Genomic DNA, 22,311 nt, shown 5'->3' on the forward strand with positions numbered 1-22,311 from the left:
GTTGCTCCTGAGGCTGCCGGCCAGCGGCCGGCACTACCGTGCCCGTCTGCAGGAGGGGCCCAGGCTCCTCCTGCAACACAGTTGCTACACGGGCGTACTTGCGGCGTCCCCGCAATCCGACACCGTCCCGCCATCCCACGGATAGCCCGCTGTTGCCGCTGTTGCTGTTGTTGAGCTTGCCGGCCAGCGGCCGGCACTTCCGCCTCTGCGGGTGCAGGGCGCAGCCCTGCCGTCTTAAACTAACCTTCGTTGCCCGCAGGATTGACCATGTTCGACATCTCGCCCCAGCTCGATTGCGCCGGCCGCATCCTGCGCCTGGACCGTGCCCGGGTCATGGGTATCGTCAACGTCACCCCGGATTCGTTCTCCGATGGGGGTGCCCATGACACCACCGAGGCGGCGGTCGCGCATGGCCTGAAGCTGGTGGAGGAGGGCGCCGACCTGCTCGACATCGGCGGCGAATCGACCCGTCCGGGCGCGGCGCCGGTGTCGATCGACGAGGAACTGCGTCGTGTCGTCCCGGTCATCGAGCAGCTGGCAGCGCGCACGGCGGTCCCGATCAGCATCGATACCTTCAAGCCGGAGGTGATGCGTGCCGCCGTTGCCTCAGGCGCCGGGATGATCAACGACATCTTCGGCCTGCGCCAGGAGGGTGCGCTGCAGGTGGCGGCGGACGCAGGCGTGCCGGTGGTGCTGATGCACATGCAGGGCGAACCGGGTCATATGCAGGCCGACCCGCAGTACGACGACGTGGTCGCTGAGGTTCATGGCTTCCTGGTGCAGCGGCTGTTCGCCGCGGAGATGGCCGGCATCGCCAGGAAGAATCTGGTGATCGACCTCGGCTTCGGCTTCGGCAAGACCACGGCCCACAACATGACGCTGCTGGCCCGTTCGGAGCGTTTCCTTGAACTGGGCGTGCCGATGCTGGCCGGGCTGTCGCGCAAGCGCAGCCTGGGCGAGCTGACCGGTCGTCAGTCGCCGGCAGAGCGTGTCGCTGCGTCGGTGGCCGCACACCTGATCGCCGTGCAGCGCGGCGCCCGTATCGTGCGCGTGCACGATGTGGCAGCGACGGTCGATGCATTGAAGGTCTGGCAGGCGGTCGAGGCGGTACCTGCCGTGCGGGTGGACGCCAAGCCGACCCTCCGCTGGCCGGACGAAGACTGATGGCAGTGGATCAGCGGCCGCTGGCGATCGCCGTGATGGGGCCGACCGCCAGCGGCAAGACCGCCACCGCGATCGCGCTGGCGCGGCAGCTGGACGGTGAAATCGTCAGTGTCGATTCGGCGCTGGTCTATCGCGGCCTGGATATCGGTTCGGCCAAGCCGGATGCGGCCGAGCGCGCACAGGCACCGCACCACCTGCTGGACCTGCGTGATCCCTGGCAGACCTATTCGGCGGCCGAGTTCGCTGCCGACGCCGCCCGCGTGGTGGCCGACATCGCCGCCCGAGGCAAGACTCCGATCCTGGCCGGCGGCACGGGCCTGTACTTCCGCGCGCTGTTGCAGGGTTTGTCGCCGATGCCGGAGGCCGACCCGGCGATACGTGCCGTGCTGAGCGCCGAGGCCGCCGAGCGAGGCTGGGCGGCGCTGCACGCCGAACTGGCCGCCGTTGACCCCGCCGCCGCGGCACGCATCCATGCCACCGACCCGCAACGCATCCAGCGGGCGCTGGAGGTCTACCGGCTGACCGGCACGCCGATCAGTGAATGGCAGCGCCGCCCCGGAGTGGCTCCGTTGCCGGTGCGCACGTTGAAGCTGATTCTGGCGCCGCGCGACCGCGCCGTCCTGCACCAGCGCATCGAGGCCCGCTTCGACGCCATGCTCGCGCAGGGCTTCCTCGACGAAGTGCGCGCCCTGCGTGCATTGCCGGAAATGCGGGCGGTGGCCGCACCGCTGGACCTGCCCGCTGTCCGCGCGGTGGGGTATCGCCAGGCCTGGGAGTACCTGGACGGCGACGGGGACGCGGCCCGCTTCCGGGACAAGTCCATTTTCGCCACCCGGCAACTGGCCAAGCGCCAGCTTACCTGGCTGCGCGGCGAGCTTGATGCGCGCTGGTTCGACCCCCATATGGATGGGGAGCGCCTGGCGGGCGCGGTGTCGACCTTCGTTGCACGCTGAACCGGCGCTGGCCGTGTACCATCATGGGCCGGCAAGCGGCTCGGGGGCCGCAGCAACCGCCGGCTACCAATAAGAACAATAATCAGGAGTGTGCAATGTCCAAGGGGCAATCGCTGCAGGATCCTTTCTTGAATGCACTGCGGCGCGAGCGCGTGCCGGTTTCGGTGTACCTGGTCAACGGCATCAAGCTGCAGGGCACGATCGAATCGTTCGATCAGTTCGTCGTTCTGCTGCGCAACACCGTCAGCCAGATGGTCTACAAGCACGCCATTTCCACCGTGGTGCCGGCGCGCAACGTCAAGGTCGGCCCGGGTGGCGGGTACGTGCAATCAGGTGAGGATGGTCAGGCGGGTGATGAAGCAGACGAATGATGTTGGAGCGGTGAATGTTTGACCGCTCGAAAAAGGGCGAACACGCCCTGTTGATCCAGCCGCATTTCGGCAAGCTGGAAGACGATGTGCTGGAAGAATTCGGTGATCTGGCCCGCTCGGCCGGCGCCAGCATCGCGGTGACCATCACCGCGCGGCTGGACCGCCCCAACCCGTCAACCCTGATCGGCAGCGGCAAGCTGGATGAGATCAAGGCTGCGGCCGAGGCGACCGGAGCCGACCTGATCCTGGTCAACCATTCGTTGAGCCCGGGTCAGGAGCGCAATCTGGAACGTTTCCTGGAGCGCCGGGTGATCGACCGTACCGGTCTGATCCTGGATATCTTCGCCCAGCGTGCGCACAGCCATGAAGGCAAGCTGCAGGTCGAGCTGGCCCAGCTGCGCCATCTGGCGACCCGCCTGGTGCGGGGTTGGACCCACCTGGAGCGCCAGCGCGGCGGTTCGATCGGCCTGCGCGGCCCGGGTGAAACCCAGCTGGAAACCGATCGCCGCCTGCTGCAGAAGCGGGTCGAGCAGCTGCAGAAGCGGCTGGAGAAGGTCGAAGTACAGCGCACCCAGATGCGCCGTGCGCGTGTGCGCAGCGAACTGCCGCGCGTGGCCCTGGTGGGCTACACCAACGCCGGCAAATCGACCTTGTTCAATGCGATGACCGGCGCCGAGGCGTATGCGGCCGACCAGTTGTTCGCCACCCTCGATCCGACCGTACGCCGGATCGCCGTGCCCGGTGGCAACGTCGTGCTGGCCGATACAGTTGGTTTCGTACGCGACCTGCCGCATGACCTGGTGGCGGCCTTCCGCTCGACCCTGTCTGAAGCGCGGGAAGCGGACTTCCTGCTGCATGTCGTCGATGCCGCGGACCCGCATCGCGAGGAGCGCATCGCCCAGGTCGACGAGGTGCTGACCGCGGTCGGTGCCGGCGATCTGCCGCAGCTGCTGGTGTTCAACAAGATCGACCGCATCGAGGGTGCCGACGTGCGCCACGATGGCCAGGACGGCGTACCGGATGAATCGCGGCGCGAGCGGGTGTGGATTTCCGCACGCGACGGGCAGGGCATGGAGCTGCTGCAGGCCGTGCTCGGCAAGCGGTTGGGCCTGCAGCATGTCACCGGCGAGCTGCGCCTGCCGCCCAGTGCCGGCCGCCTGCGCGCGCGCCTGCATCAACTGGAAGTGATCCGCAGCGAGCAGGCCGATGAAGAAGGCTGGTTGCTGCAGGTCGATCTTCCCATCGCCGAGGCCGAGAAGCTGGCCGCCACAGCCGACGGCGAGCCGATCCGGGCCCTGCTGCCGGAGAAGCTGCCCGAATGGTGAGCGAGTGCTGGCCGCTGGCCGGCATGTCCTGCGGCCGCGACACCGCCCTGCCATCTGCGGTACAACGTGCAGGCTCTTCATCTTCCAGCTACCCCGATGGCCTTCCCGACCGACACCGAACTCAATGCCCAGGCCGCTGCCCTGGGCCAGCGCCTGCAGCAGGCTTCGCTGCAGCTGGTCACCGCTGAAAGCTGCAGCGGCGGCTGGATCGCCAAGTGCATGACCGACATCGCCGGTTCCTCGGTGTTCTTCGACTGCGGCATGGTGGTCTACAGCTATGAAGCCAAGCAGCGCCTGCTCGGCGTGCGTGCGCAGACGCTGGAGCAGTTCGGCGCGGTCAGCCGTGAAACCGTGCTGGAGATGGTCTCCGGGGCGCTGGTCAATTCCGGTGCCGGCATCGCGGTGGCGGTGACCGGTATTGCAGGGCCGGGCGGTGGCAGCCCGGACAAGCCTGTAGGCAGTGTCTGGATCGGCTGGAAGCGCCGTGGCGGCTATGCCCGGGCCGAACTGTTCCAGTTCGACGGTGACCGTGAAGCCATCCGCCGGCAGACCGTAGCGGCGGCATTGCACGGCATCGACGCCCAGCTGTGACATGCTGCTCCGGCAATCAACCGGAGTAGGCAACGATGTGGGAGACGCTGGGCACCGTCCGTGACCTTGGCCGGCTGCAGGAAATCGCCGCCGTCCTGATCCGCTACGGCTTCGGCGACGTGGTGCGGCGCATCGGCCTGGCCACGGTACTGGAACGTACCGGCCGCCTGCTGCACTGGAACGAGGAGCGGCAGGAAATGCTGCGGATGACCGCGCCGGTGCGCGTGCGCAGCGCCCTGCAGGACCTCGGGCCGACGTTCGTGAAGCTGGGCCAGGTGCTCGCCACCCGCGTCGACCTGTTGCCGCCGGACTGGATCGCCGAACTCTCCGAGTTGCAGAACGCGGTCCCGGCATTGCCCTACGAGAAGATCCGCGAACAGCTGGAGGCCGATCTCGGTGCACCGCCGTCGCAGGTGTTTGCCTCCCTTGATGAAACCCCGATGGCGGCCGCGTCCTTGGCCCAGGCCCATCGGGCGCGGCTGCGTGATGGCCGCGAAGTGGTGCTGAAGGTGCGTCGCCCTGGTATCCGTGACGTGGTTGAAGCCGATCTGCGCCTGCTGGCACGGCTGGCCGAAATCGTTGAGGCACGGCTGCCGGATCTGCGCCGTTATCGGCCCGCCGAGGTGGTGCAGCAGTTCACCGTGTCGCTGCGCCGCGAGCTGGATTTTGCCGCGGAGTGCCGCAACGCCGAGCGAATCGCGCGCAACTTCGAGGGCCGTGACGACATCCTGATTCCGGCGGTGCACTGGCAATGGACCTGCGAAAGCCTGAATGTCCAGGATTTCGTCGACGGCATTGCCGGACGTGATCTGGCCGGTGTCGATGCGGCCGGCATCGACCGCCGTGAACTGGCCCGGCGTGGCGCCGACATCGTATTGAAGATGGTGCTGGAGGACGGCAGTTTCCATGCCGATCCGCACCCGGGCAACATCATCTACCTGCGCGACGGCCGCATCGGCGTGATCGATTTCGGCATGGTCGGCGCGTTGTCGGAGGTGCGTCGCTTCCAGGTCGCGCAGCTGCTGCACGGTCTGGTTGAACAGGATCCGCAGGGCGTGGCCGATGTGTTGCTGGACTGGGCCGGTGGCGTGGAAGTGGACGAGAACCGGTTGCAGCATGACATCAGCCTGTTCGTCGACCAGTACCGCGGCGTGCCGCTGAAGGACCTGCGCATCGGCCTGATGCTGGGCGACATCACCCAGCTGCTGCGCAGCTACAACCTGACCCTGCCGGCAGATCTGGCGCTGATGATCAAGGCCTTCCTGACGCTGGAGGGCATGGGCCGCCAGCTCGACCCGGATTTCGACATGGCCAGCGCCGCGCGTCCCTTCCTGGAGCGGGTGGTACTGCAGCGCTATGCGCCGCGGGCGCTGTTCAAGCGTGGCCGGCGCAGCCTGCTCGGCATGATCGACTTCGCCGGTGAGTTGCCAAGGGACCTGCGCAAGCTGGTGCAGGCGGCGCGCCGTGGCCGGCTGCAGCTGAAGGTCGAGACCAACGCGCTGCAGGGCTTCGGCGACCAGGTCAATCGCGCCGCGAACCGCTTGGTGATGGGGATCGTCACGGCAGCCCTGATCATCGGCTCCTCGATCGTGATGCACAGCGTAGGCGGCGTTTCCAGTCGTTGGCTGCTGGCGCTGGGCGTGTGCGGTTTCATCGGCGCAGGGTTCTGCGGGGTGTGGATCCTGTTCTCGATCTGGAGAAGCGGCAAGCACACGTAGTGTGCTTACCGCGGGTCGGCTGCTTCTGGCTTTGCCGCCCCCAACCTGCCACGCCGCATTCCCGGTAGCGCCGGGCCATGCCCGGCGGCTTTCGCTCCTCCCGGAATCGCCCTCGGCACTTGCAGTTCCGGGAGTTAGTAGTAATACTACTAACCATGGACCTGACCGACACCCAGCAGGCGATCCTGCAGTTGATCGCCGAGCGTATCGAGAGCGAAGGCGCCCCCCCTTCGCAGACTGAAATCGCGCGTGCCTTCGGCTTCAAGGGCGTACGCGCAGCGCAGTATCACCTGGAGGCGCTGGAGCAGGCCGGGGCGATCCGTCGCGTGCCGGGCCAGGCCCGCGGCATCCGTCTGGTGCAGGCACCGCCGGTGGAGAAGCTTGCCGAACCGGGCCTGCCCGACAGCGTCCTGCGTCTGCCGATCCTGGGTCGGGTTGCTGCCGGTCTGCCGATCGGCGCCGACATCGGCTCGGATGATTTCGTGGTGCTGGACCGGGTGTTCTTCTCGCCGGCACCGGACTACCTGCTGAAAGTGCAGGGCGATTCGATGATCGACGAAGGCATCTTCGATGGCGACCTGATCGGTGTGCACCGGACCCGCGATGCCCATTCCGGGCAGATCGTGGTGGCCCGCATCGATGACGAGATCACCGTCAAGCTGCTGAAGATCGCCAAGGATCGCATCCGCCTGCTGCCGCGCAATCCCGATTACAAGCCGATTGACGTGCTTCCGGACCAGGATTTCTCGATCGAGGGCCTGTACTGCGGGCTGCTGCGACCGAACCGTTGACGATTCATCCTGCAATTCCCGCGGTCTTTTGTGGCGATTCTCTGGTTCTGCTGAGGTTGGTACGGATGTCCGATAATTTTTTTCCGAACGCCGGGCAGAATCTCAGCCTGTGCGATACGCCAGCCTTAAAGTGAACCCATGGCCAAGAAGACTTCCAAAGACAGCACCTCCAACGACGTGACCTCTGCAAGGACCAATCCGATGGACGAGAACAAGAAGCGCGCCCTCGCTGCAGCTCTGGGCCAGATCGAAAAGCAGTTCGGCAAGGGCTCGGTGATGCGCATGGGCGACCGCGTGGTCGAGCCCGTCGAGGCGATCCCGACCGGTTCTCTGATGCTGGATATCGCATTGGGCATTGGTGGCCTGCCCAAGGGCCGCGTGGTGGAAATCTACGGTCCGGAATCCTCCGGCAAGACCACGTTGACCCTGCAGGCCATCGCCGAGTGCCAGAAGCTGGGTGGCACCGCCGCCTTCATCGATGCCGAGCACGCGCTGGACCCGATCTACGCAGGCAAGCTGGGCGTCAATGTCGACGATCTGCTGCTGTCGCAGCCGGATACCGGTGAGCAGGCGCTTGAAATCGCCGACATGCTGGTGCGCTCTGGCTCGGTGGACATCCTGGTGGTCGACTCGGTCGCCGCGTTGACCCCCAAGGCCGAAATCGAAGGCGAGATGGGTGACCAGCTGCCGGGCCTGCAGGCGCGTCTGATGAGCCAGGCGCTGCGCAAGCTGACCGGCAACATCAAGCGTTCCAACACGCTGGTGATCTTCATCAACCAGCTGCGCATGAAGATCGGAGTGATGATGCCGGGCCAGAGCCCGGAAGTGACCACCGGCGGCAACGCGCTGAAGTTCTATGCCTCGGTGCGCCTGGACATCCGCCGTATCGGCGCGATCAAGAAGGGCGACGAGATCATCGGCAACCAGACCAAGATCAAGGTCGTCAAGAACAAGCTGGCGCCGCCATTCAAGCAGGTCATCACCGAGATCCTGTACGGCGAAGGCATCAGCCGCGAGGGCGAACTGATCGATATGGGCGTCGAGGCCAAGCTGGTCGAGAAGGCCGGCGCCTGGTACAGCTACGGTGAAGAGCGCATCGGCCAGGGCAAGGACAACGCCCGTGGCTATCTGCGCGACAACCCGCAGGTTGCCGCCAAGCTTGAGGCTGAGCTGCGCGAGAAGTTCCAGCCGACCGAAGCCGTCCGTGAGGAAGGCGAAGACGAAGGCGACGACGAGTAAAGGCTTGCTGTGGGGCAGGGCGGCGCCGTCAGTGACGTCGCCCTGTCCTGCAGATTCGGTTTCCCCGACGGGGGACGCGCCAGGGACGGCGCATTTGATTGAAGGCGAGAATGAACGATTCCGACGCCCCGGCACCCGGCCGTAAGCGCCGCGTACGCGAACAGACGCCTGTCCAGCGCGCCCTGGGCCTGCTGGTCCGTCGTGAGCACTCGCGCAAGGAGCTGACCCGCAAGCTGACGTCCCGGGGCATCGAGGACGAGGCTGCGCAGGCGGCGGTCGACAAGCTGACCGAGGCCGGTTGGCAGGACGACACCCGGTTTGCCGAGAATCTGGTGCGCATGCGCGCCAATACGGGTTATGGCCCCATCCATGTACGTGCCGAGCTGGGAACCCACGGGCTGGACAGCGAGCAGATCACTGCTGCGATGGATACCTTCGAGGGCGACTGGACGGAGAATGCCCGGGATCTGGTCCGTCGCCGCTTTGGTGAGGCCGGTCCGCAGGACCTCGCGCAGCGCCGCAAGGCCGCCGATCTGCTGGCCCGCCGGGGCTTCGATGGCGACAGCATCCGCCGCGCGACCCGCTACGATCCGGACGACTGAGACTGATGGCGCCGGGCCTGATACCCTTTGGGGTTTCGGCGGTCCGTTCGACCCTGGCCACTGCGGCCGGCGGCACGGGCCCCGGCCCGCAGACTGCCAGCCCCCATGAACGCATCCGCCAAATTCACGACATCCCAGATCCGCAGCGACTTCCTTGAATTCTTCAAGGGCAAAGGCCACACCATCGTGCCGTCGGCGCCGCTGGTGCCGGGCAACGATCCGACCCTGCTGTTCACCAACTCCGGCATGGTGCAGTTCAAGGACGTTTTCCTGGGCGCGGAAAAGCGCAGCTACGTGCGCGCGGCCGACGTCCAGCGCTGCCTGCGTGCCGGTGGCAAGCACAACGATCTCGACCAGGTGGGTTACACCGCCCGCCATCACACCTTCTTCGAAATGCTGGGCAACTGGTCCTTCGGCGATTACTTCAAGAAGGATGCGATCGCCTGGGCCTGGGAGCTGCTGACCCAGGTCTGGAAGCTGCCGGCCGAGCGCCTGCTGGTGACGGTCTACCAGACCGACGACGAGGCCTACGCACTGTGGCGCGACATGATCGGCATTCCGGAAGACCGGATCGTCCGCATCGGCGACAACAAGGGCGCGCCGTTCGCCTCGGACAACTTCTGGCAGATGGCCGACACCGGTCCGTGCGGTCCGTGCACCGAGATCTTCTACGATCACGGTGACCATATCGCCGGTGGCCCGCCGGGCTCGCCGGACGAGGACGGTGACCGTTTCATCGAGATCTGGAACCTGGTCTTCATGCAGTTCGATCGCCAGCAGGACGGCACGCTGATGCCGCTGCCGGCACCGTGCGTGGACACCGGCATGGGCCTGGAACGCCTGGCCGCGATCCTGCAGCACGTGCATACCAACTACGAGATCGACCTGTTCCAGGCGCTGATCCGCAAGGCATCGGAGCTGACCGGCACCGCTGATCTGGAAAACAAGTCGTTGCGCGTGATCGCCGACCACATCCGCGCCTGTTCGTTCCTGATCGTCGATGGCGTGCTGCCGTCCAACGAAGGCCGCGGCTACGTGCTGCGCCGGATCATCCGCCGCGCACTTCGGCACGGCTGGATGCTGGGCGTGCGCCAGCCGTTCTTCAGCAAGCTGGTGCCGACCCTGGTCGAGCAGATGGGCGAGGCCTACCCGGAACTGCCCGCACAGGCCGATACCGTCGTGCGTGCCCTGCAGGCAGAAGAAGAGCGTTTCGCCGAGACGCTGGACTCGGGCATGAAGATCTTCGACGACGTTGCGGCCAAGGTCAGCAATGGCGTGATCCCGGGCGTGGACGCGTTCCGCCTGTACGACACCTACGGCTTCCCGCTCGACCTGACCCAGGACATCGCCCGCGAGCGTGACCTGACCGTGGACATCGACGGCTTCAACGCCGCAATGGAGACGCAGCGCGAGACCGCGCGTGCCGCCGGCAAGTTCGGTGGTGGCGTGACGCTGTCGGCCGATCTGGTCGCCACGCTCAAGCCGACGGTCTTCCTGGGCTATGACCGCCTGCAGGCCGACGACCTCGGCGTGGTGGCGATCCTCAAGGATGGCCGCCCGGTGGACGCTGCCCAGGCCGGTGACGAGGTCATCGTGCTGACCAACCAGACCCCGTTCTACGCCGAGTCCGGTGGCCAGGTCGGCGACACCGGCACCTTGTCCGCTGCCGGCGTACAGCTGCAGGTGAGTGACACCCAGAAGTTCGCGGGCCAGTTCCATGGCCACGTCGGCAAGCTCACCCAGGGCAGCCTGAAGATCGGTGACGTGCTGTTCGGCCAGGTCGATGGCGAGCGCCGTGGCGCCACCATCCTCAACCACTCGGCGACCCACCTGCTGCATGCTGCCCTGCGCGAAGTGCTGGGCACCCACGTGCAGCAGAAGGGCTCGCTGGTGGCGCCGGACCGCCTGCGCTTCGACTTCTCGCATTTCCAGCCGATCAGCGCCGAGGAACTGGCGATCATCGAGCGCAAGGTCAACCAGCAGGTGCGCGCCAACAACGCCGCCGAAGTGCACAACATGGGCATGCAGGAAGCGCTGGACTTCGGCGCGATGGCCCTGTTCGGCGAGAAGTACGGCGAGAACGTGCGCGTGCTGAAGATGGGCGACTACTCCACCGAGCTGTGTGGTGGCACCCACGTCAACCGGACCGGTGACATCGGTCTGTTCAAGATCACTTCCGAAGGCGGCGTCTCGGCCGGTGTGCGTCGTATCGAGGCCGTCACCGGCCAGGGCGCGCTGGACTACGTGGATGCCGAGGAGGCCCGCCTGGCCGAGGCCGCCGAGCTGCTGGGTGGCAGTGCTGCGGACGTGGTCGAAAAGATCCGTGCGCTGGGCCTGCGCCAGAAGCAGCTGGAGCGCGAGCTGGAGGCCGTGAAGGCCAAGGTCGCCGCCGGCGCCACTGCCGACCTGTCCGGCCAGGCCGTCGAGGTCGCCGGTGTGAAGGTTCTGGCTGTCCGACTGGAAGGCTTCGACGCCAAGGCCCTGCGCGATGCCATGGACCGCCTGAAGCAGCAGCTGGGCGACGCGGTGATCGTGCTGGCCGGTGCCCAGGACGGCAAGGCGGCCCTGGTCGCGGGCGTGAACGGCAGTGCAATGGGCAAGGTCAAGGCCGGGGAACTGTTGTCCCATATCGCCGGTCAGATCGGGGGCAAGGGCGGCGGACGCCCGGACCTCGCCCAGGGTGGTGGCGAGGACGGGCCCGCCCTTGCTACCGCGCTGGCTGCGGTCGTCGAATGGGTCAGCCCCCGCCTGTGATGAACCCCTGCCGTCCCCCTCCTTGTAGGAGCGGGACGGCTGACGGTACCATTGCGAATCTTTTCCCTTTGTCGTGGGCGCGCTTCTTGACGGAGCGTCAAGCCGGTGGGGGATACCCTTCCACACGGTTCCATGGAGACTTAAAAAAATGTTGATCCTGACTCGCCGCGTCGGCGAAACCCTGATGATCGGTGACTCGGTGAGCGTCACCGTGCTTGGCGTCAAGGGTAACCAGGTGCGTATCGGCATCACTGCGCCGAAGGACGTCGCCGTGCATCGCGAAGAGATCTACCAGCGCATCCAGCGTGGTGACGAAGCCGGCAGCACCGGTGGTGAAAATTCTGCGGAATAAGGCTTTACCTTCGCGCGTGATTAACGTTATGATTCACGCCCCGCTGAGGTGCAACGCACCAGACGCGGAGAAAACCCCGGAGTGATGCCCGAGCGGCTGAAGGGGCTCCCCTGCTAAGGGAGTATAGGGTCAAAAGCTCTATCGAGGGTTCGAATCCCTCTCACTCCGCCAGATGCAAAAGAACGCCCGCAGATCCTGGATCCGCGGGCGTTTTCTTTTTGCTTCGCGTTGACCTGCGGCCTACGATCGCGGTGCCAGGTTCGCAGCATGACCGCCGAGCGGAGCACGTCTCCGTGACGGCAGGATGGTCACGCTGAGAGCCTTTGTTGTCGACCCCGGATCACCTGTCTGATGCAATAAGCGCCTGCGAAGGTCCGGCCAACGGGCCGCAGCTGGGTATGATCGACGCACCATGACGCCGCCTGATTCCCCGCAGGACCCGCTGCAGCGCTTCCATCCCGCGACGCAGGCCTGGTTCCGTGCTGCGTTCGACGCCTCCACGCCGGTGCAGGATCAGGCCTGGTCGTCGATCGGTGCTGGCCAACATACCCTGGTCATCGCGCCAACCGGATCGGGCAAGACACTTGCCGCATTCCTGCATGCCATCGACCAGCTGTTCGCCGAGCGTGATCGGCAAGCGCGTGAATCGCCGTCGGCCAAGCCGGTGCGGCGCACCCGCGTGCTTTACCTGTCGCCGATCAAGGCGCTGGGCAGCGACGTGCAGCGCAACCTGCAGGTGCCGCTGCAGGGCATCACCGACGAGCGCGCCCGACGCGGCGAGCCGGCGGTGCAGCTGACCGTCGCATTGCGTACCGGCGATACCTCCAGCAGTGAACGTGCAGGCCTGGTGCGGCGGCCGCCGGACATCCTGATCACTACGCCCGAGTCGCTGTACCTGATGCTGACCTCGCAGGCACGCGAGATCCTGCGCGATGTGCAGACCGTCATTCTCGATGAAATCCATGCAGTGGCCGGTGGTAAACGCGGTTCGCATCTGGCGCTGAGCCTGGAACGGCTGGATGCGCTGCTGCACGAACCGGCGCAGCGCATCGGCCTGTCAGCCACGGTGCGGCCGGTCGACGAGGTGGCGGCGTTCCTGGGCGGCGACCGCCCGGTGAGCGTGGTCCAACCCGGCTCGGCGCGGCAGCTGCAGATGCGCATCGTGGTGCCGGTGGAAGACATGTCCAGCCTGGCTACGCAGGGCACGCCCGGGGAGCGCGACGGCGGCGCGCGGATCGGCTCGATCTGGCCGCATGTGGAGGCAAGCATTCTCGACAACGTGCTGCGCCATCGCTCGACGATTGTCTTTGCCAATTCGCGAGGCGTAGCCGAAAAGCTGACCGCACGCCTGAACGAGCTGCACGCCGGACGCAGTGGCGAAGACGACGCAGCCCCGGGCGAGGCGGGCAACGGATTGGCCTACGGCTCTTTCACCGGCAGTACGGTCAACCGGGTCTCCGCTGCGCCGACACTGATCGCACGCGCGCATCACGGATCGGTCTCCAAGGAGCAGCGCGGCGAGATCGAGCAGGCGCTGAAATGGGGTGCACTGCGCTGCGTGGTGGCTACGTCCAGCCTGGAGCTGGGGATCGACATGGGGCTGGTCGACCTGGTGATCCAGGTGGCCGCGCCGCCGTCGGTGGCCAGCGCCCTGCAGCGCGTTGGTCGCGCCGGCCACCAGGTGGGTGGCATGTCCCGCGGTCTGGTGTATCCGCGTACGCGGCGCGACCTGATCGATGCCGCCGTGGTGGTGGACAGCATGCTGGCCGGACGCATCGAGGCCATCGCTCCGCCGCGCAACCCGCTTGATGTATTGGCCCAGCAGACGGTGGCGGCGGTGGCGATGGAGCCGTTGCAGGCCGATGCCTGGTATGCGCGGGTACGCCGTGCGGCGCCGTACCGCTCACTCCCGCGCAGTGCTTTCGACGCGGTGCTGGACATGCTTTCCGGCCGCTACCCGTCCGAGGATTTCGCCGGCTTCCGGCCGCGGCTGGTATGGAACCGGCAGAGCGGTGAGCTCAGCGCTCGCCCCGGTGCGAAGCAACTGGCGGTTACCAGCGGCGGCACCATTCCCGACCGTGGCATGTACAGCGTGGTGCTGCCTGAAGGAGAAGAGCGGGCCGGATCGCGTCGCGTCGGTGAGCTGGACGAGGAAATGGTCCACGAGTCGCGGGTGAATGATGTGATCACGCTGGGCGCGACTTCATGGCGGATCGACCAGATCACCCACGATCAGGTGGTGGTGACGCCCGCACCCGGACGCTCGGCGCGCCTGCCGTTCTGGCGTGGCGAAGGTGTCGGCCGCCCTGCCGAACTGGGACAGGCCATCGGCGCGTTTCTCGCCGCGTTGGAGGCGCACATCGATAGCAGTGAGACCCCTGCGACGGCGCTGCACGCACGCCTGCAGGCCAGTGGCCTGGACGCCAACGCGATCAGCAACATGCTCGGCCTGGTCGCCGAGCAGCGGCAGGCCACGGGCGTGCTGCCCACCGATCTGCGCCTGGTGGTGGAACGCTGCCGCGACGAGCTGGGCGACTGGCGGGTGATGCTGCATTCGCCGTATGGCCGCCGCGTGCATGATCCGTGGGCATTGGCGGTGGCAGCACGATTGCGCGAGCGCTGGGGCATCGACCCGGCCGTGGTCGCCAGCGACGATGGCATCATCGCGCGGATTCCCGACAGTACAGGGCGCGTTCCGGGGGCGGACATGTTCGTGTTCGAACCGGAACGGTTGCGCCGCACGATCACTGCGGCGGTCGGCCATTCGGCACTGTTCGCGGCGCGCTTCCGTGAGTGTGCCTCGCGCGCACTGCTGTTGCCGCGTCGCACGCCGGGGCGTCGATCGCCGCTGTGGCAGCAGCGCCTGCGCGCCGGCCAGTTGCTGGAAATCGCGCAGGTCCATGCGGAGTTCCCGATCCTGATCGAGACCGCCCGCGAGTGCCTGCAGGATGTCTACGACCTGGATGCGCTGGACGCGCTGATGCAACGCGTTCAACGCGGCCAGGTGCAGTTGCTGGACGTCACGACCGAGGTGCCTTCGCCGTTCGCGGCCAATCTGCTGTTCGGCTATGTCGCCGAGTTCATGTACGAGGCGGACGTGCCGCTGGCCGAGCGCCGCGCTTCGGTGCTGTCACTGGACAGTGGCCTGCTCGCCGAGCTGCTGGGCCAGGTAGACCTGGGCGAACTGCTGGATGCAGGGGTGGTCGATCAGGTTGAATGGGAACTGCAGCGGCTGGAACCTGCGCGCAGGGCCCATGGCATGGAGGGCGTGTCCGACCTGCTGCGCGAGCTCGGACCGTTGCCTGCATCGGACCTGGCGCTGCGCCTGTCCGATCCGGAATGCGTGGAAGTGCACCTGGCAGCGCTGCAGGCGCAGCAGCGCGCGATCCCGGTTTCCATTGCCGGCCACACGCAGTGGGTCGCCGTGGAGGACGCCGCACGTGTGCGCGATGCGTTGGGTACGGCGCTGCCGGGCGGGCTGCCGGAGGTGTTTCTTGCAGGCATGCCCGATCCCCTCGGCGATCTGCTGGCCCGCCACGCACGAACGCATGCGCCCTTCACCAGCAGCGCGCTGGCCAAGCGGTTCGGGCTGGGTGTGGCGGTGGTCGACGGCGCGCTGGAAAGGCTGCAGGAGCAGGGGCGGGTGCTGCGTGGCAATTTCGGCGCAGCGCGGCGACAGCAGGGAAATGAGCGGGTGCATCCGTCGCCGGACGTAGTGCACGAATGGGTCAGCGAAGATGTATTGCAGCGTCTGCGCCTGCGTTCGCTGCAGGCGGCACGTGAAGCCACCCGGCCGGTGCCACCGGCAGCCTATGTGCGCCTGCTGCTGGAGGGGCAGGGGGTGTTGCTGGAAGGCGGCGCCGGGCGTGCCCGCAATGGTGCCGTTGCGGCCATGCTCGAGGGCAGCGACGGCGTTGCCCGTGTGGTCGAGCAGCTGGCGGGGTTGCCGCTGCCGGTTTCGGTCTGGGAACACCAGGTCCTGCCGGCCCGGGTGCGCGACTACGCACCGGCCCTGCTTGATGAGCTGCTGGCGACCGGCATGGTGCTGTGGGCCGGGCACGGGCGGCTGGGTGACGACGACGGCCTGGTGTCGCTGCACCTGCAGGACCATGCCGCCGAAACGTTGCCGCTGCTGGCGGAAGCGGATCCGGCGCTGCGTACACCGATGCAGGACGCCATCGTGCAGGTCCTGGCCGATGGCGGCGCCTACTTCGCGCGGCAGCTGGCCACGCAGGTGCAGTCACGCCTGGCCGGCAGTGCGGCGGCGGCCGAGGACTTCCAGCTGGCGCTATGGCAGCTGGCCTGGAGGGGCGAAGTGAGCAGTGACCTGTGGTCGCCGTTGCGGGCCCTGGCCGGCGTGCGCCAGCAGCGGGCGCGCGTTGCGTCGGCTTCGCGGCGCACGCGGGGTTTCCGCTTCATGCCGATGCTGGACGCGCGGGCCACGGCGCTGGACCCGGCCATTGCCAGCGGGCCGACCCTGGCGGGGCGATGGTCGTTGCTGCCCCGCGAGCGCAGCAACGACACGGTGCGGGCGCTGGCACTGGGCGAAGGCCTGCTTGATCGCTACCGGGTGGTGACCCGGGCGGCGGCAATGACCGAAGCGGTAACCGGTGGGTTCCCTGCACTGCAGCCTGTCTATCGAGGCATGGAGGATGCCGGGCAGGTCCTGCGCGGCCGCTTCGTGGCGGGGCTGGGCGGAGCACAGTTTGCAGAGCGCGGCACCATCGACCATCTGCGCGAGCTGTCCGAGCGTGTGCCGCGTGAGCTTTCGGTCGTCGCCCTGTCAGCGCTGGATCCGGCCAATCCCTTCGGCAGCCTGCTGCCGTGGCCGCAGCCGGTGGCCGGTGCACGTCCGCTGCGGCGCTCCGGCGCGATGGTGGTGATCGGCAACGGCCGGTTGCTGCTGTACCTGGCGCAGGGCGGGCGGCAACTGTCCAGCTGGATCGAGGGCGGGGCAGAGGATGCGGCCAATACTCTGGTTGCCGCTGCACAGGCCCTGGCGGTGGCATTGCGCCGGGGGCGGCGCCTGTCCTTCACCCTGGAACGGATCAATGATGTGCCGGTGCATCGCGGTGCGCTGGTGGACGCGCTGCGGGCCGCAGGCTTCAGCAACGAGCCGCGCGGGCTGGGATGGAACGGCTGAGCGCGGCGGAATCACCTCGATGAATGCTCACTCCGTGGGGCCTGGCCCCGGATCGGACTGCCGGACTGTGATGCGGTTCGTTACGCGCCTGCCCCGATGGCTGCAGAGTCCGGGTAGTGTGGCCACCGTGCACGTTGTGCAGACGGTTCTTCACTCGACAGGAGACTCACATGAAGCTGTTTTCTGCTGTGCTGCTGTCCCTTCTTTCGCTGCAGGCATCGACATCGACGGCGCAGGCGGCCGGCGCTCTGCCTTCGCCCCTGCTCGGCCGCTGGTCGCTGGAGATCGCCACTTCCGCTCTTCCCGAGGCGCAGCGGCCGCAACAGGTCGTGCTGGAATTCAAGGATGCCGGTGCGGGCAGGTGGAGCTCGCACGTGGACATCGTCCTGCATGACGGCAAGACCATGAAATCCGACGGTACGCTGGCACTGGATGGCACGCCCGCGGCGCTGACCGGCAGCTACGGTGCCAACCAGGCAACGCTGAAACTGCCGGCGCCGAACACGCTGGTGATGCAGCTGGTCGATCATGGCGCGCCGGCGTCCACCCGCGTGTACACGGTGGCCGCCGATCGTTCAACGATGACCGAGACCAAGGCCTTCTTCGGCCATGACGGCACGCCGATCCTGCAGACCAACCTGTTCAAGCGGCTGCCGTAGTGATGTGATGCAGCGGCACCCGCAGAAGCGTGCTCTGCGGGTGCCGTTGCTGTTCTGTCATGCCGCGGCGGGATCGCGCTTGCCGGTGTCGATGCCGTACCGGTCGATCGCCTGCTGCAGCAGGCCCCGTTCCACATGCCCGTCATCGGCCAGGGCCTTCAGTGCCGCCAGCACGATGAAGTGGCGATCGACTTCGAAGAACGTGCGCAGCGATTCGCGTGTATCCGAGCGGCCAAAGCCATCGGTGCCGAGTGCGATGAAGCGCCGGTCGTTGATGAAGGGGCGGATCTGGTCGCCGACGATCTTCATGTAGTCGGTTGCCACCACCACCGGGCCGGCATGGTCCTGCAGGCACTGCTGCACGTAGGGAACGCGCGGCTCGTCGGCCGGATGCAGCAGGTTCCAGCGCTCGGCAGCCAGGCCATCACGGCGCAGTTCGGTCAGGCTGGTGGCACTCCAGACATCGCTTGCGATGGCGAAATCCTGCTGCAGCAGATCGGCGGCGGCCAGCACCTCGCGCAGGATCGAGCCACTGCCCATCAGCTGCACGCGAGGCTGTGCCGTGCTGTCGGCAGCAGCGGGACGCAGCAGATGGAGCCCCTTCAGGATGCCGGCTTCGGCGCCGTCAGGCAGTGCAGGGTGCGGGTAGTTCTCGTTGAGCAGGGTGATGTAGTAGTAGATGTCTTCCTGGTCCACATACATGCGGCGCAGGCCGTCGTGGATGATCACTGCCAGTTCGAAGTTGTAGGTCGGGTCGTAGGACACGCAGCTTGGAATCACCGAGGACAGCACGTGGCTGTGGCCATCGTCGTGCTGCAGGCCTTCGCCCATCAGGGTAGTGCGGCCGGAGGTGGCGCCAAGCAGGAAGCCACGGGTGCGCGCGTCGGCCGCTGCCCAGGCCAGGTCGCCGACGCGCTGCAGGCCGAACATCGAATAGAAGATGTAGAACGGAATCGTGGCCAGGCCGTGGTTGCTGTACGCGGTGCCCGCTGCGATCCACGAACAGATTGCGCCGGATTCGTTGATGCCTTCCTGCAGGATCTGGCCGTCCTTGGACTCCTTGTAATAGCTCAGCTGGCCGGCGTCCTGCGGGGTGTACAGCTGGCCCAGGAAGGAATGGATGCCGATCTGGCGGAACAGCCCTTCCATGCCGAAGGTACGCGATTCATCGGGCACGATCGGGATCACCAGCCTGCCCAGTTCGGGATCCTTGAGCAGGGCGGTGAGGATGCGTACGAAGCCCATGGTGGTGGATTGGCCACGATCACCGCTGCCCTGCAACTGGACGTTGAACGTGGACAGCGGCGGCAGCGGCAACGGATCGACCTGGGTCAGCCGTGCCGGCAGCTGGCCGCCCTGCGCCTGGCGACGCTGCGCGAAGTAGAGCGCCTCGGCACTGCCCGGTTGCGGGCGCAGGTAGGGCATCTGTTCCAGCTGCCCGTCGCTGACCGGCAGGTCGAAGCGGTCACGGAACGCACGCACCGCGTCGGCGCTCATCTTCTTCAGCTGGTGGTTGATGTTCTGGCCTTCGCCGGCCTCGCCCATGCCGAAGCCCTTCACCGTCTTGGCCAGCACCACGCTCGGGCGACCGCTGGTGTTCACTGCCTGCTGGTAGGCGGCGAACACCTTCTGCGGATCGTGGCCACCGCGTGCCAGTGCCCAGATCTCGTCGTCGCTCATGTGCGCCACCAGCGCCAGCAGCTCCGTGTAGCGCCCGAAGAAGTGCTCGCGCACGTAGGCGCCGCTCTGCGACTTGAAGGTCTGGTAGTCGCCATCCACGCACTCCATCATGCGCTGGCGCAGCAGCCCGCTGTGATCGCGTGCCAGCAGGTCGTCCCAGCCGCTGCCCCAGATCACCTTGATCACGTTCCAGCCGGCGGCGCGGAAGGTGCCTTCCAGTTCCTGGATCACCTTGGCGTTGCCACGCACCGGTCCGTCCAGGCGTTGCAGGTTGCAGTTGACCACGAACACCAGGTTGTCCAGGCGCTCGCGCCCTGCCAGCGAAATGGCCGCCAGCGATTCGGGCTGGTCCATTTCGCCGTCACCAAGGAAGGCCCAGACCTTGCGGCCTTGGTGCTGCTTCAGCCCCCGGTATTCCAGGTAGCGCATGTAGCGGGCCTGATAGGCCGCCGTCAGCGGGCCCAGGCCCATCGACACGGTGGGAAACTGCCAGAACCCGGGCATCAGCCGCGGGTGCGGATACGAGGACAGGCCCTCGCGTCCGGCTTCGCGGCGGAAGTTGTCCATCTGCTCGGCACTGATGCGGCCTTCCACGTACGCCCGGCCGTAGATGCCCGGGGCCGAATGACCCTGGATGTAGATCATGTCGCCGTCGAAGGTTTCGGTCCGTCCACGGAAGAAGTGGTCGAAGCCCACGTCATACATGACTGCTGCGGACTGGTAGGTGGCGATGTGGCCGCCGACATTGGAATGCCTGCCGGCACGCAGCACCATCACCATGGCGTTCCAGCGGATCATCGCGTTCAACCGCCGCTCGATGGCCAAGTCACCCGGGTAGGCGGGTTGGCGTTCGAGCGGGATGGTGTTGGTGTAGGCGGTCCACGCGCGGGTGTGCAGGTCGCCATGCTGCTGCACATCGAGTGCATCGAGCTGGTCCAGCAGATAGTGCGCGCGGGGGCGGCCGCCGGCCTCGATCACCGCCTGCAGGGACTCGCGCCATTCGCGGGTTTCCTGCGGATCGGCGTCGAGAGGGAAGTGTGCCTGGTTCATGCTGCGTCTCCAGAGAGCGCCGGTTCTGCACCTGCACGGCACCGCCGGCAGGGCGACAGCTCTGGAGCGGAGTCGCGCCGGCAGGTCCGTGGCGCGGGGGCGGCCGTGGTGGCTGCCGAGGAGACAAGCGTAGGCGCCGTATCGGCTGGCGGGTAGACGGGCGACGATTGGGTCTGCGCGAACCTTCGCTTGGCCATGCAGCGCTGCAATGCGGATGTCATCGTTGGTGTGCACCCTGCTGGGTTTTCCAGCCTCGGGGTGGTTGGTCGGTTGTGAACAGCGTCAGGATCTGGGAGAAGAGCTACGCCTTGCGGCGCCGCCTGCTGCGTGGCTTCTTCCTTCGGCGTGGTTCACAGGCTGCCGATGCCGAGGACCTGGCCCAGGAGGTCTACCTGCGGCTGCTGCGCAGTACCGGCGAAGATGCCCAGGCGATCGAGAATCCCGAAGCCTATCTGTTCACGGTGGCGGCCAACCTGGCGCGTGAACAGGCACGCTCGCGCTCCGGCCTGCCACAGATCGAGGACGTCGACCTGCTGGCCGAGGTGCTGCGCAGCGAGGAGGACATCGAAGCTGATTTCGAGCGGGCACAGCGCTGGAGCGGAATCCGCGGCGCCATCGCGCAACTGCCGCCGACAACGCGGCGGGTGATGGAGCTGCACTATCGCGATGGGCTGGATTGCCGGCAGGTGGGGGCACAGCTGGATGTGTCGGTGCACATGGTGCGCAAGCACATCGGCAAGGGACTGGATGCCTGCAGGAAGGCGCTCGGCGCCGGGAAGGATGGATGAACCGGCAGGAGCCTGCAGCAATGGATGACGAGGTGGCCGAGCAGGCCGCGCATTGGTTCCTGTGCAACCGCGAGGGTGACCTGAGCGCCGCTCAGCGCATCGAGTTCATGGCATGGATGAAGCGCTCTCCCGAACACATACGCGCGTACCTGCATGTCCTGCACGTGCACCGGCAGGTAGGCGCGGTGATGGTGGCGCATGGACAGGAGCACGGGGACAGGGCCGCGTTGCCGGAGCTGCCGGCAACGGCGAAAGTCGTGCCGTTGTTTGCCGTACCGGTGCCCGTGCCGCGCGCCGTGATCGCATCGCGATCACGCCGGCCACTCTGGAGGCGGGTGGCTGCGGTGGCCTGCTGCCTGTTGCTGGCGGCCGGACTGGTGCCGTGGCTGATGCCTCGCGAACAGATGCTGATCGCCGGCCACGGGCAACTGCGTGAGGTGGTGCTGGCTGACCGGACGCAGGTGCGCCTGAACGCAGACAGCCGTCTGCGGGTGAACATCGGCTGGTTCAGCCGTCGGGTTGAACTGTTGAGCGGCGAGGCCACGTTCGATATCGCAGCGGATCACCGGCCGTTCGAGGTGCAGGTTGGCGATCTGCAGATCCGCGACATCGGCACCGTGTTCGATGTCTCGCGCCGTTTGCAGAGTACGCGCATCGGCGTGGTGTCCGGCGAGGTGGAGGTCTGGAGCGCCGGCAGCGGGCAACGACGGCTGGCGCAGTTGCCTGCCGGGAAGGTGGTCCTGGTCGATCACCGCAGCCATGCGGTACAGCCATTGGAAATACCGGTGTCCATGCTGCTGGACTGGCAACAGCGCCGGGTGTCGTTCCGCGATGAGCGGCTGGACGAGGTGGCGGCTGCCTTCAACCGCCACAACCAGATACAGGTGCGGCTGACCGACGAGGCGGCGCGCGCGGCGCGCCTGTCAGGCAGCCTGGAGGCGCACCGGGTCGCAGCGCTGCAGGCATTCCTGCAGCGGGACGCACGCTTCGTCATCCGCCGCGAAGCGGACACGGTATGGGTGTCCAGCCGTTGATCGCGGTTCGGCGAAGGGCTGTCAGAAAAAATTCATCGAATCGGCGTTCTCCACTTCCGCCGATGCCGGCTCTTACTTGGGAGAAGCCGCCGTCGCA

Annotated in this window: 16 protein-coding genes and 1 tRNA gene; 16 read left to right on the plus strand and 1 reads right to left on the minus strand. The window is 66.9% G+C overall.

The features are described from left to right. The first annotated feature begins 267 nt into the window (after window positions 1-267). The 14 genes from folP to LMF57_RS07580 all read left to right on the plus strand — a co-directional run bounded on the left by folP (window position 268) and on the right by LMF57_RS07580 (window position 17,662). Window positions 268-1,164 carry a dihydropteroate synthase gene (gene folP, locus LMF57_RS07515; protein ID WP_229291160.1) on the plus strand — a complete coding sequence of 299 codons (897 nt, stop codon included), beginning with the start codon at window positions 268-270 and terminating at the stop codon, window positions 1,162-1,164. Next, window positions 1,164-2,117 carry a tRNA (adenosine(37)-N6)-dimethylallyltransferase MiaA gene (miaA, locus tag LMF57_RS07520; RefSeq protein WP_208082925.1) on the plus strand — a complete coding sequence of 318 codons (954 nt, stop codon included), beginning with the start codon at window positions 1,164-1,166 and terminating at the stop codon, window positions 2,115-2,117. The genes folP and miaA overlap by 1 nt, the downstream gene beginning before the upstream one ends. A gap of 95 nt (window positions 2,118-2,212) precedes the next feature. Continuing rightward, window positions 2,213-2,488, plus strand: coding sequence for an RNA chaperone Hfq (hfq, locus tag LMF57_RS07525; protein ID WP_025878916.1), 276 nt, complete (start codon window positions 2,213-2,215; stop codon window positions 2,486-2,488). A gap of 14 nt (window positions 2,489-2,502) precedes the next feature. Next, the gene (gene hflX / locus LMF57_RS07530; RefSeq protein WP_117310080.1) at window positions 2,503-3,813 is read left to right on the plus strand and encodes a ribosome rescue GTPase HflX; all 1,311 of its coding nucleotides are present in this window, start codon (window positions 2,503-2,505) and stop codon (window positions 3,811-3,813) included. A gap of 96 nt (window positions 3,814-3,909) precedes the next feature. Then, window positions 3,910-4,404 (plus strand): CinA family protein, encoded by a 495-nt coding sequence (locus LMF57_RS07535; protein WP_208082926.1) that lies wholly within the window; start codon window positions 3,910-3,912, stop codon window positions 4,402-4,404. Between the two features lie 35 nt (window positions 4,405-4,439). Next, on the plus strand, window positions 4,440-6,122 hold the full coding sequence (ubiB, locus tag LMF57_RS07540; protein ID WP_208082927.1) for a 2-polyprenylphenol 6-hydroxylase: 1,683 nt from the start codon (window positions 4,440-4,442) through the stop codon (window positions 6,120-6,122). A 155-nt stretch (window positions 6,123-6,277) separates the two neighbouring features. Then, window positions 6,278-6,913, plus strand: coding sequence for a transcriptional repressor LexA (gene lexA / locus LMF57_RS07545; RefSeq protein WP_025878920.1), 636 nt, complete (start codon window positions 6,278-6,280; stop codon window positions 6,911-6,913). Between the two features lie 201 nt (window positions 6,914-7,114). Beyond that, window positions 7,115-8,152 (plus strand): recombinase RecA, encoded by a 1,038-nt coding sequence (gene recA / locus LMF57_RS07550; protein ID WP_117310083.1) that lies wholly within the window; start codon window positions 7,115-7,117, stop codon window positions 8,150-8,152. A gap of 110 nt (window positions 8,153-8,262) precedes the next feature. Further along, on the plus strand, window positions 8,263-8,754 hold the full coding sequence (gene recX, locus LMF57_RS07555) for a recombination regulator RecX (protein WP_025878922.1): 492 nt from the start codon (window positions 8,263-8,265) through the stop codon (window positions 8,752-8,754). 105 nt (window positions 8,755-8,859) lie between these two features. Continuing rightward, window positions 8,860-11,508 carry an alanine--tRNA ligase gene (alaS, locus tag LMF57_RS07560; protein WP_229291161.1) on the plus strand — a complete coding sequence of 883 codons (2,649 nt, stop codon included), beginning with the start codon at window positions 8,860-8,862 and terminating at the stop codon, window positions 11,506-11,508. Between the two features lie 148 nt (window positions 11,509-11,656). Beyond that, entirely contained in the window at window positions 11,657-11,860 is a 204-nt protein-coding gene (gene csrA / locus LMF57_RS07565) for a carbon storage regulator CsrA (protein WP_025878924.1), read from the plus strand. A 78-nt stretch (window positions 11,861-11,938) separates the two neighbouring features. Next, window positions 11,939-12,031: transfer RNA gene (locus LMF57_RS07570), tRNA-Ser, on the plus strand. Window positions 12,032-12,272: 241 nt separating this feature from the next. Beyond that, complete coding sequence (locus LMF57_RS07575; protein ID WP_229291162.1) at window positions 12,273-17,003, plus strand: ATP-dependent helicase; 4,731 nt, start codon at window positions 12,273-12,275, stop codon at window positions 17,001-17,003. A 170-nt stretch (window positions 17,004-17,173) separates the two neighbouring features. Then, complete coding sequence (locus LMF57_RS07580; protein ID WP_117310086.1) at window positions 17,174-17,662, plus strand: LuxR family transcriptional regulator; 489 nt, start codon at window positions 17,174-17,176, stop codon at window positions 17,660-17,662. Between the two features lie 57 nt (window positions 17,663-17,719). On the opposite strand, the gene aceE is transcribed toward LMF57_RS07580, so the two are convergent. Further along, window positions 17,720-20,392: a pyruvate dehydrogenase (acetyl-transferring), homodimeric type gene (gene aceE, locus LMF57_RS07585; RefSeq protein WP_208082820.1), complete on the minus strand. Its 2,673-nt coding sequence runs from the start codon at window positions 20,390-20,392 to the stop codon at window positions 17,720-17,722. Window positions 20,393-20,664: 272 nt separating this feature from the next. Between aceE and LMF57_RS07590 the strand changes: the two genes are divergently transcribed. Beyond that, window positions 20,665-21,180: a sigma-70 family RNA polymerase sigma factor gene (locus LMF57_RS07590; protein ID WP_117310088.1), complete on the plus strand. Its 516-nt coding sequence runs from the start codon at window positions 20,665-20,667 to the stop codon at window positions 21,178-21,180. 20 nt (window positions 21,181-21,200) lie between these two features. Beyond that, on the plus strand, window positions 21,201-22,214 hold the full coding sequence (locus LMF57_RS07595; protein WP_229291163.1) for a FecR domain-containing protein: 1,014 nt from the start codon (window positions 21,201-21,203) through the stop codon (window positions 22,212-22,214). Window positions 22,215-22,311: the final 97 nt, after the last annotated feature.

The organism is Stenotrophomonas sp. SI-NJAU-1, from assembly GCF_020883215.1.
GTDB lineage: Bacteria > Pseudomonadota > Gammaproteobacteria > Xanthomonadales > Xanthomonadaceae > Stenotrophomonas > Stenotrophomonas indicatrix.

Coding starts and splice junctions, on each gene's coding strand:
- hflX (WP_117310080.1), top strand. CDS start 2,503: ATGTTTGACCGCTCGAAAAAGGGCGAACACGCCCTGTTGATCCAGCCG.
- aceE (WP_208082820.1), bottom strand. CDS start 20,392: ATGAACCAGGCACACTTCCCTCTCGACGCCGATCCGCAGGAAACCCGC.
- hfq (WP_025878916.1), top strand. CDS start 2,213: ATGTCCAAGGGGCAATCGCTGCAGGATCCTTTCTTGAATGCACTGCGG.
- LMF57_RS07535 (WP_208082926.1), top strand. CDS start 3,910: ATGGCCTTCCCGACCGACACCGAACTCAATGCCCAGGCCGCTGCCCTG.
- alaS (WP_229291161.1), top strand. CDS start 8,860: ATGAACGCATCCGCCAAATTCACGACATCCCAGATCCGCAGCGACTTC.
- lexA (WP_025878920.1), top strand. CDS start 6,278: ATGGACCTGACCGACACCCAGCAGGCGATCCTGCAGTTGATCGCCGAG.
- csrA (WP_025878924.1), top strand. CDS start 11,657: ATGTTGATCCTGACTCGCCGCGTCGGCGAAACCCTGATGATCGGTGAC.
- recX (WP_025878922.1), top strand. CDS start 8,263: ATGAACGATTCCGACGCCCCGGCACCCGGCCGTAAGCGCCGCGTACGC.
- miaA (WP_208082925.1), top strand. CDS start 1,164: ATGGCAGTGGATCAGCGGCCGCTGGCGATCGCCGTGATGGGGCCGACC.
- LMF57_RS07595 (WP_229291163.1), top strand. CDS start 21,201: ATGGATGACGAGGTGGCCGAGCAGGCCGCGCATTGGTTCCTGTGCAAC.
- LMF57_RS07580 (WP_117310086.1), top strand. CDS start 17,174: ATGAAGCTGTTTTCTGCTGTGCTGCTGTCCCTTCTTTCGCTGCAGGCA.
- folP (WP_229291160.1), top strand. CDS start 268: ATGTTCGACATCTCGCCCCAGCTCGATTGCGCCGGCCGCATCCTGCGC.
- recA (WP_117310083.1), top strand. CDS start 7,115: ATGGACGAGAACAAGAAGCGCGCCCTCGCTGCAGCTCTGGGCCAGATC.
- ubiB (WP_208082927.1), top strand. CDS start 4,440: ATGTGGGAGACGCTGGGCACCGTCCGTGACCTTGGCCGGCTGCAGGAA.
- LMF57_RS07575 (WP_229291162.1), top strand. CDS start 12,273: ATGACGCCGCCTGATTCCCCGCAGGACCCGCTGCAGCGCTTCCATCCC.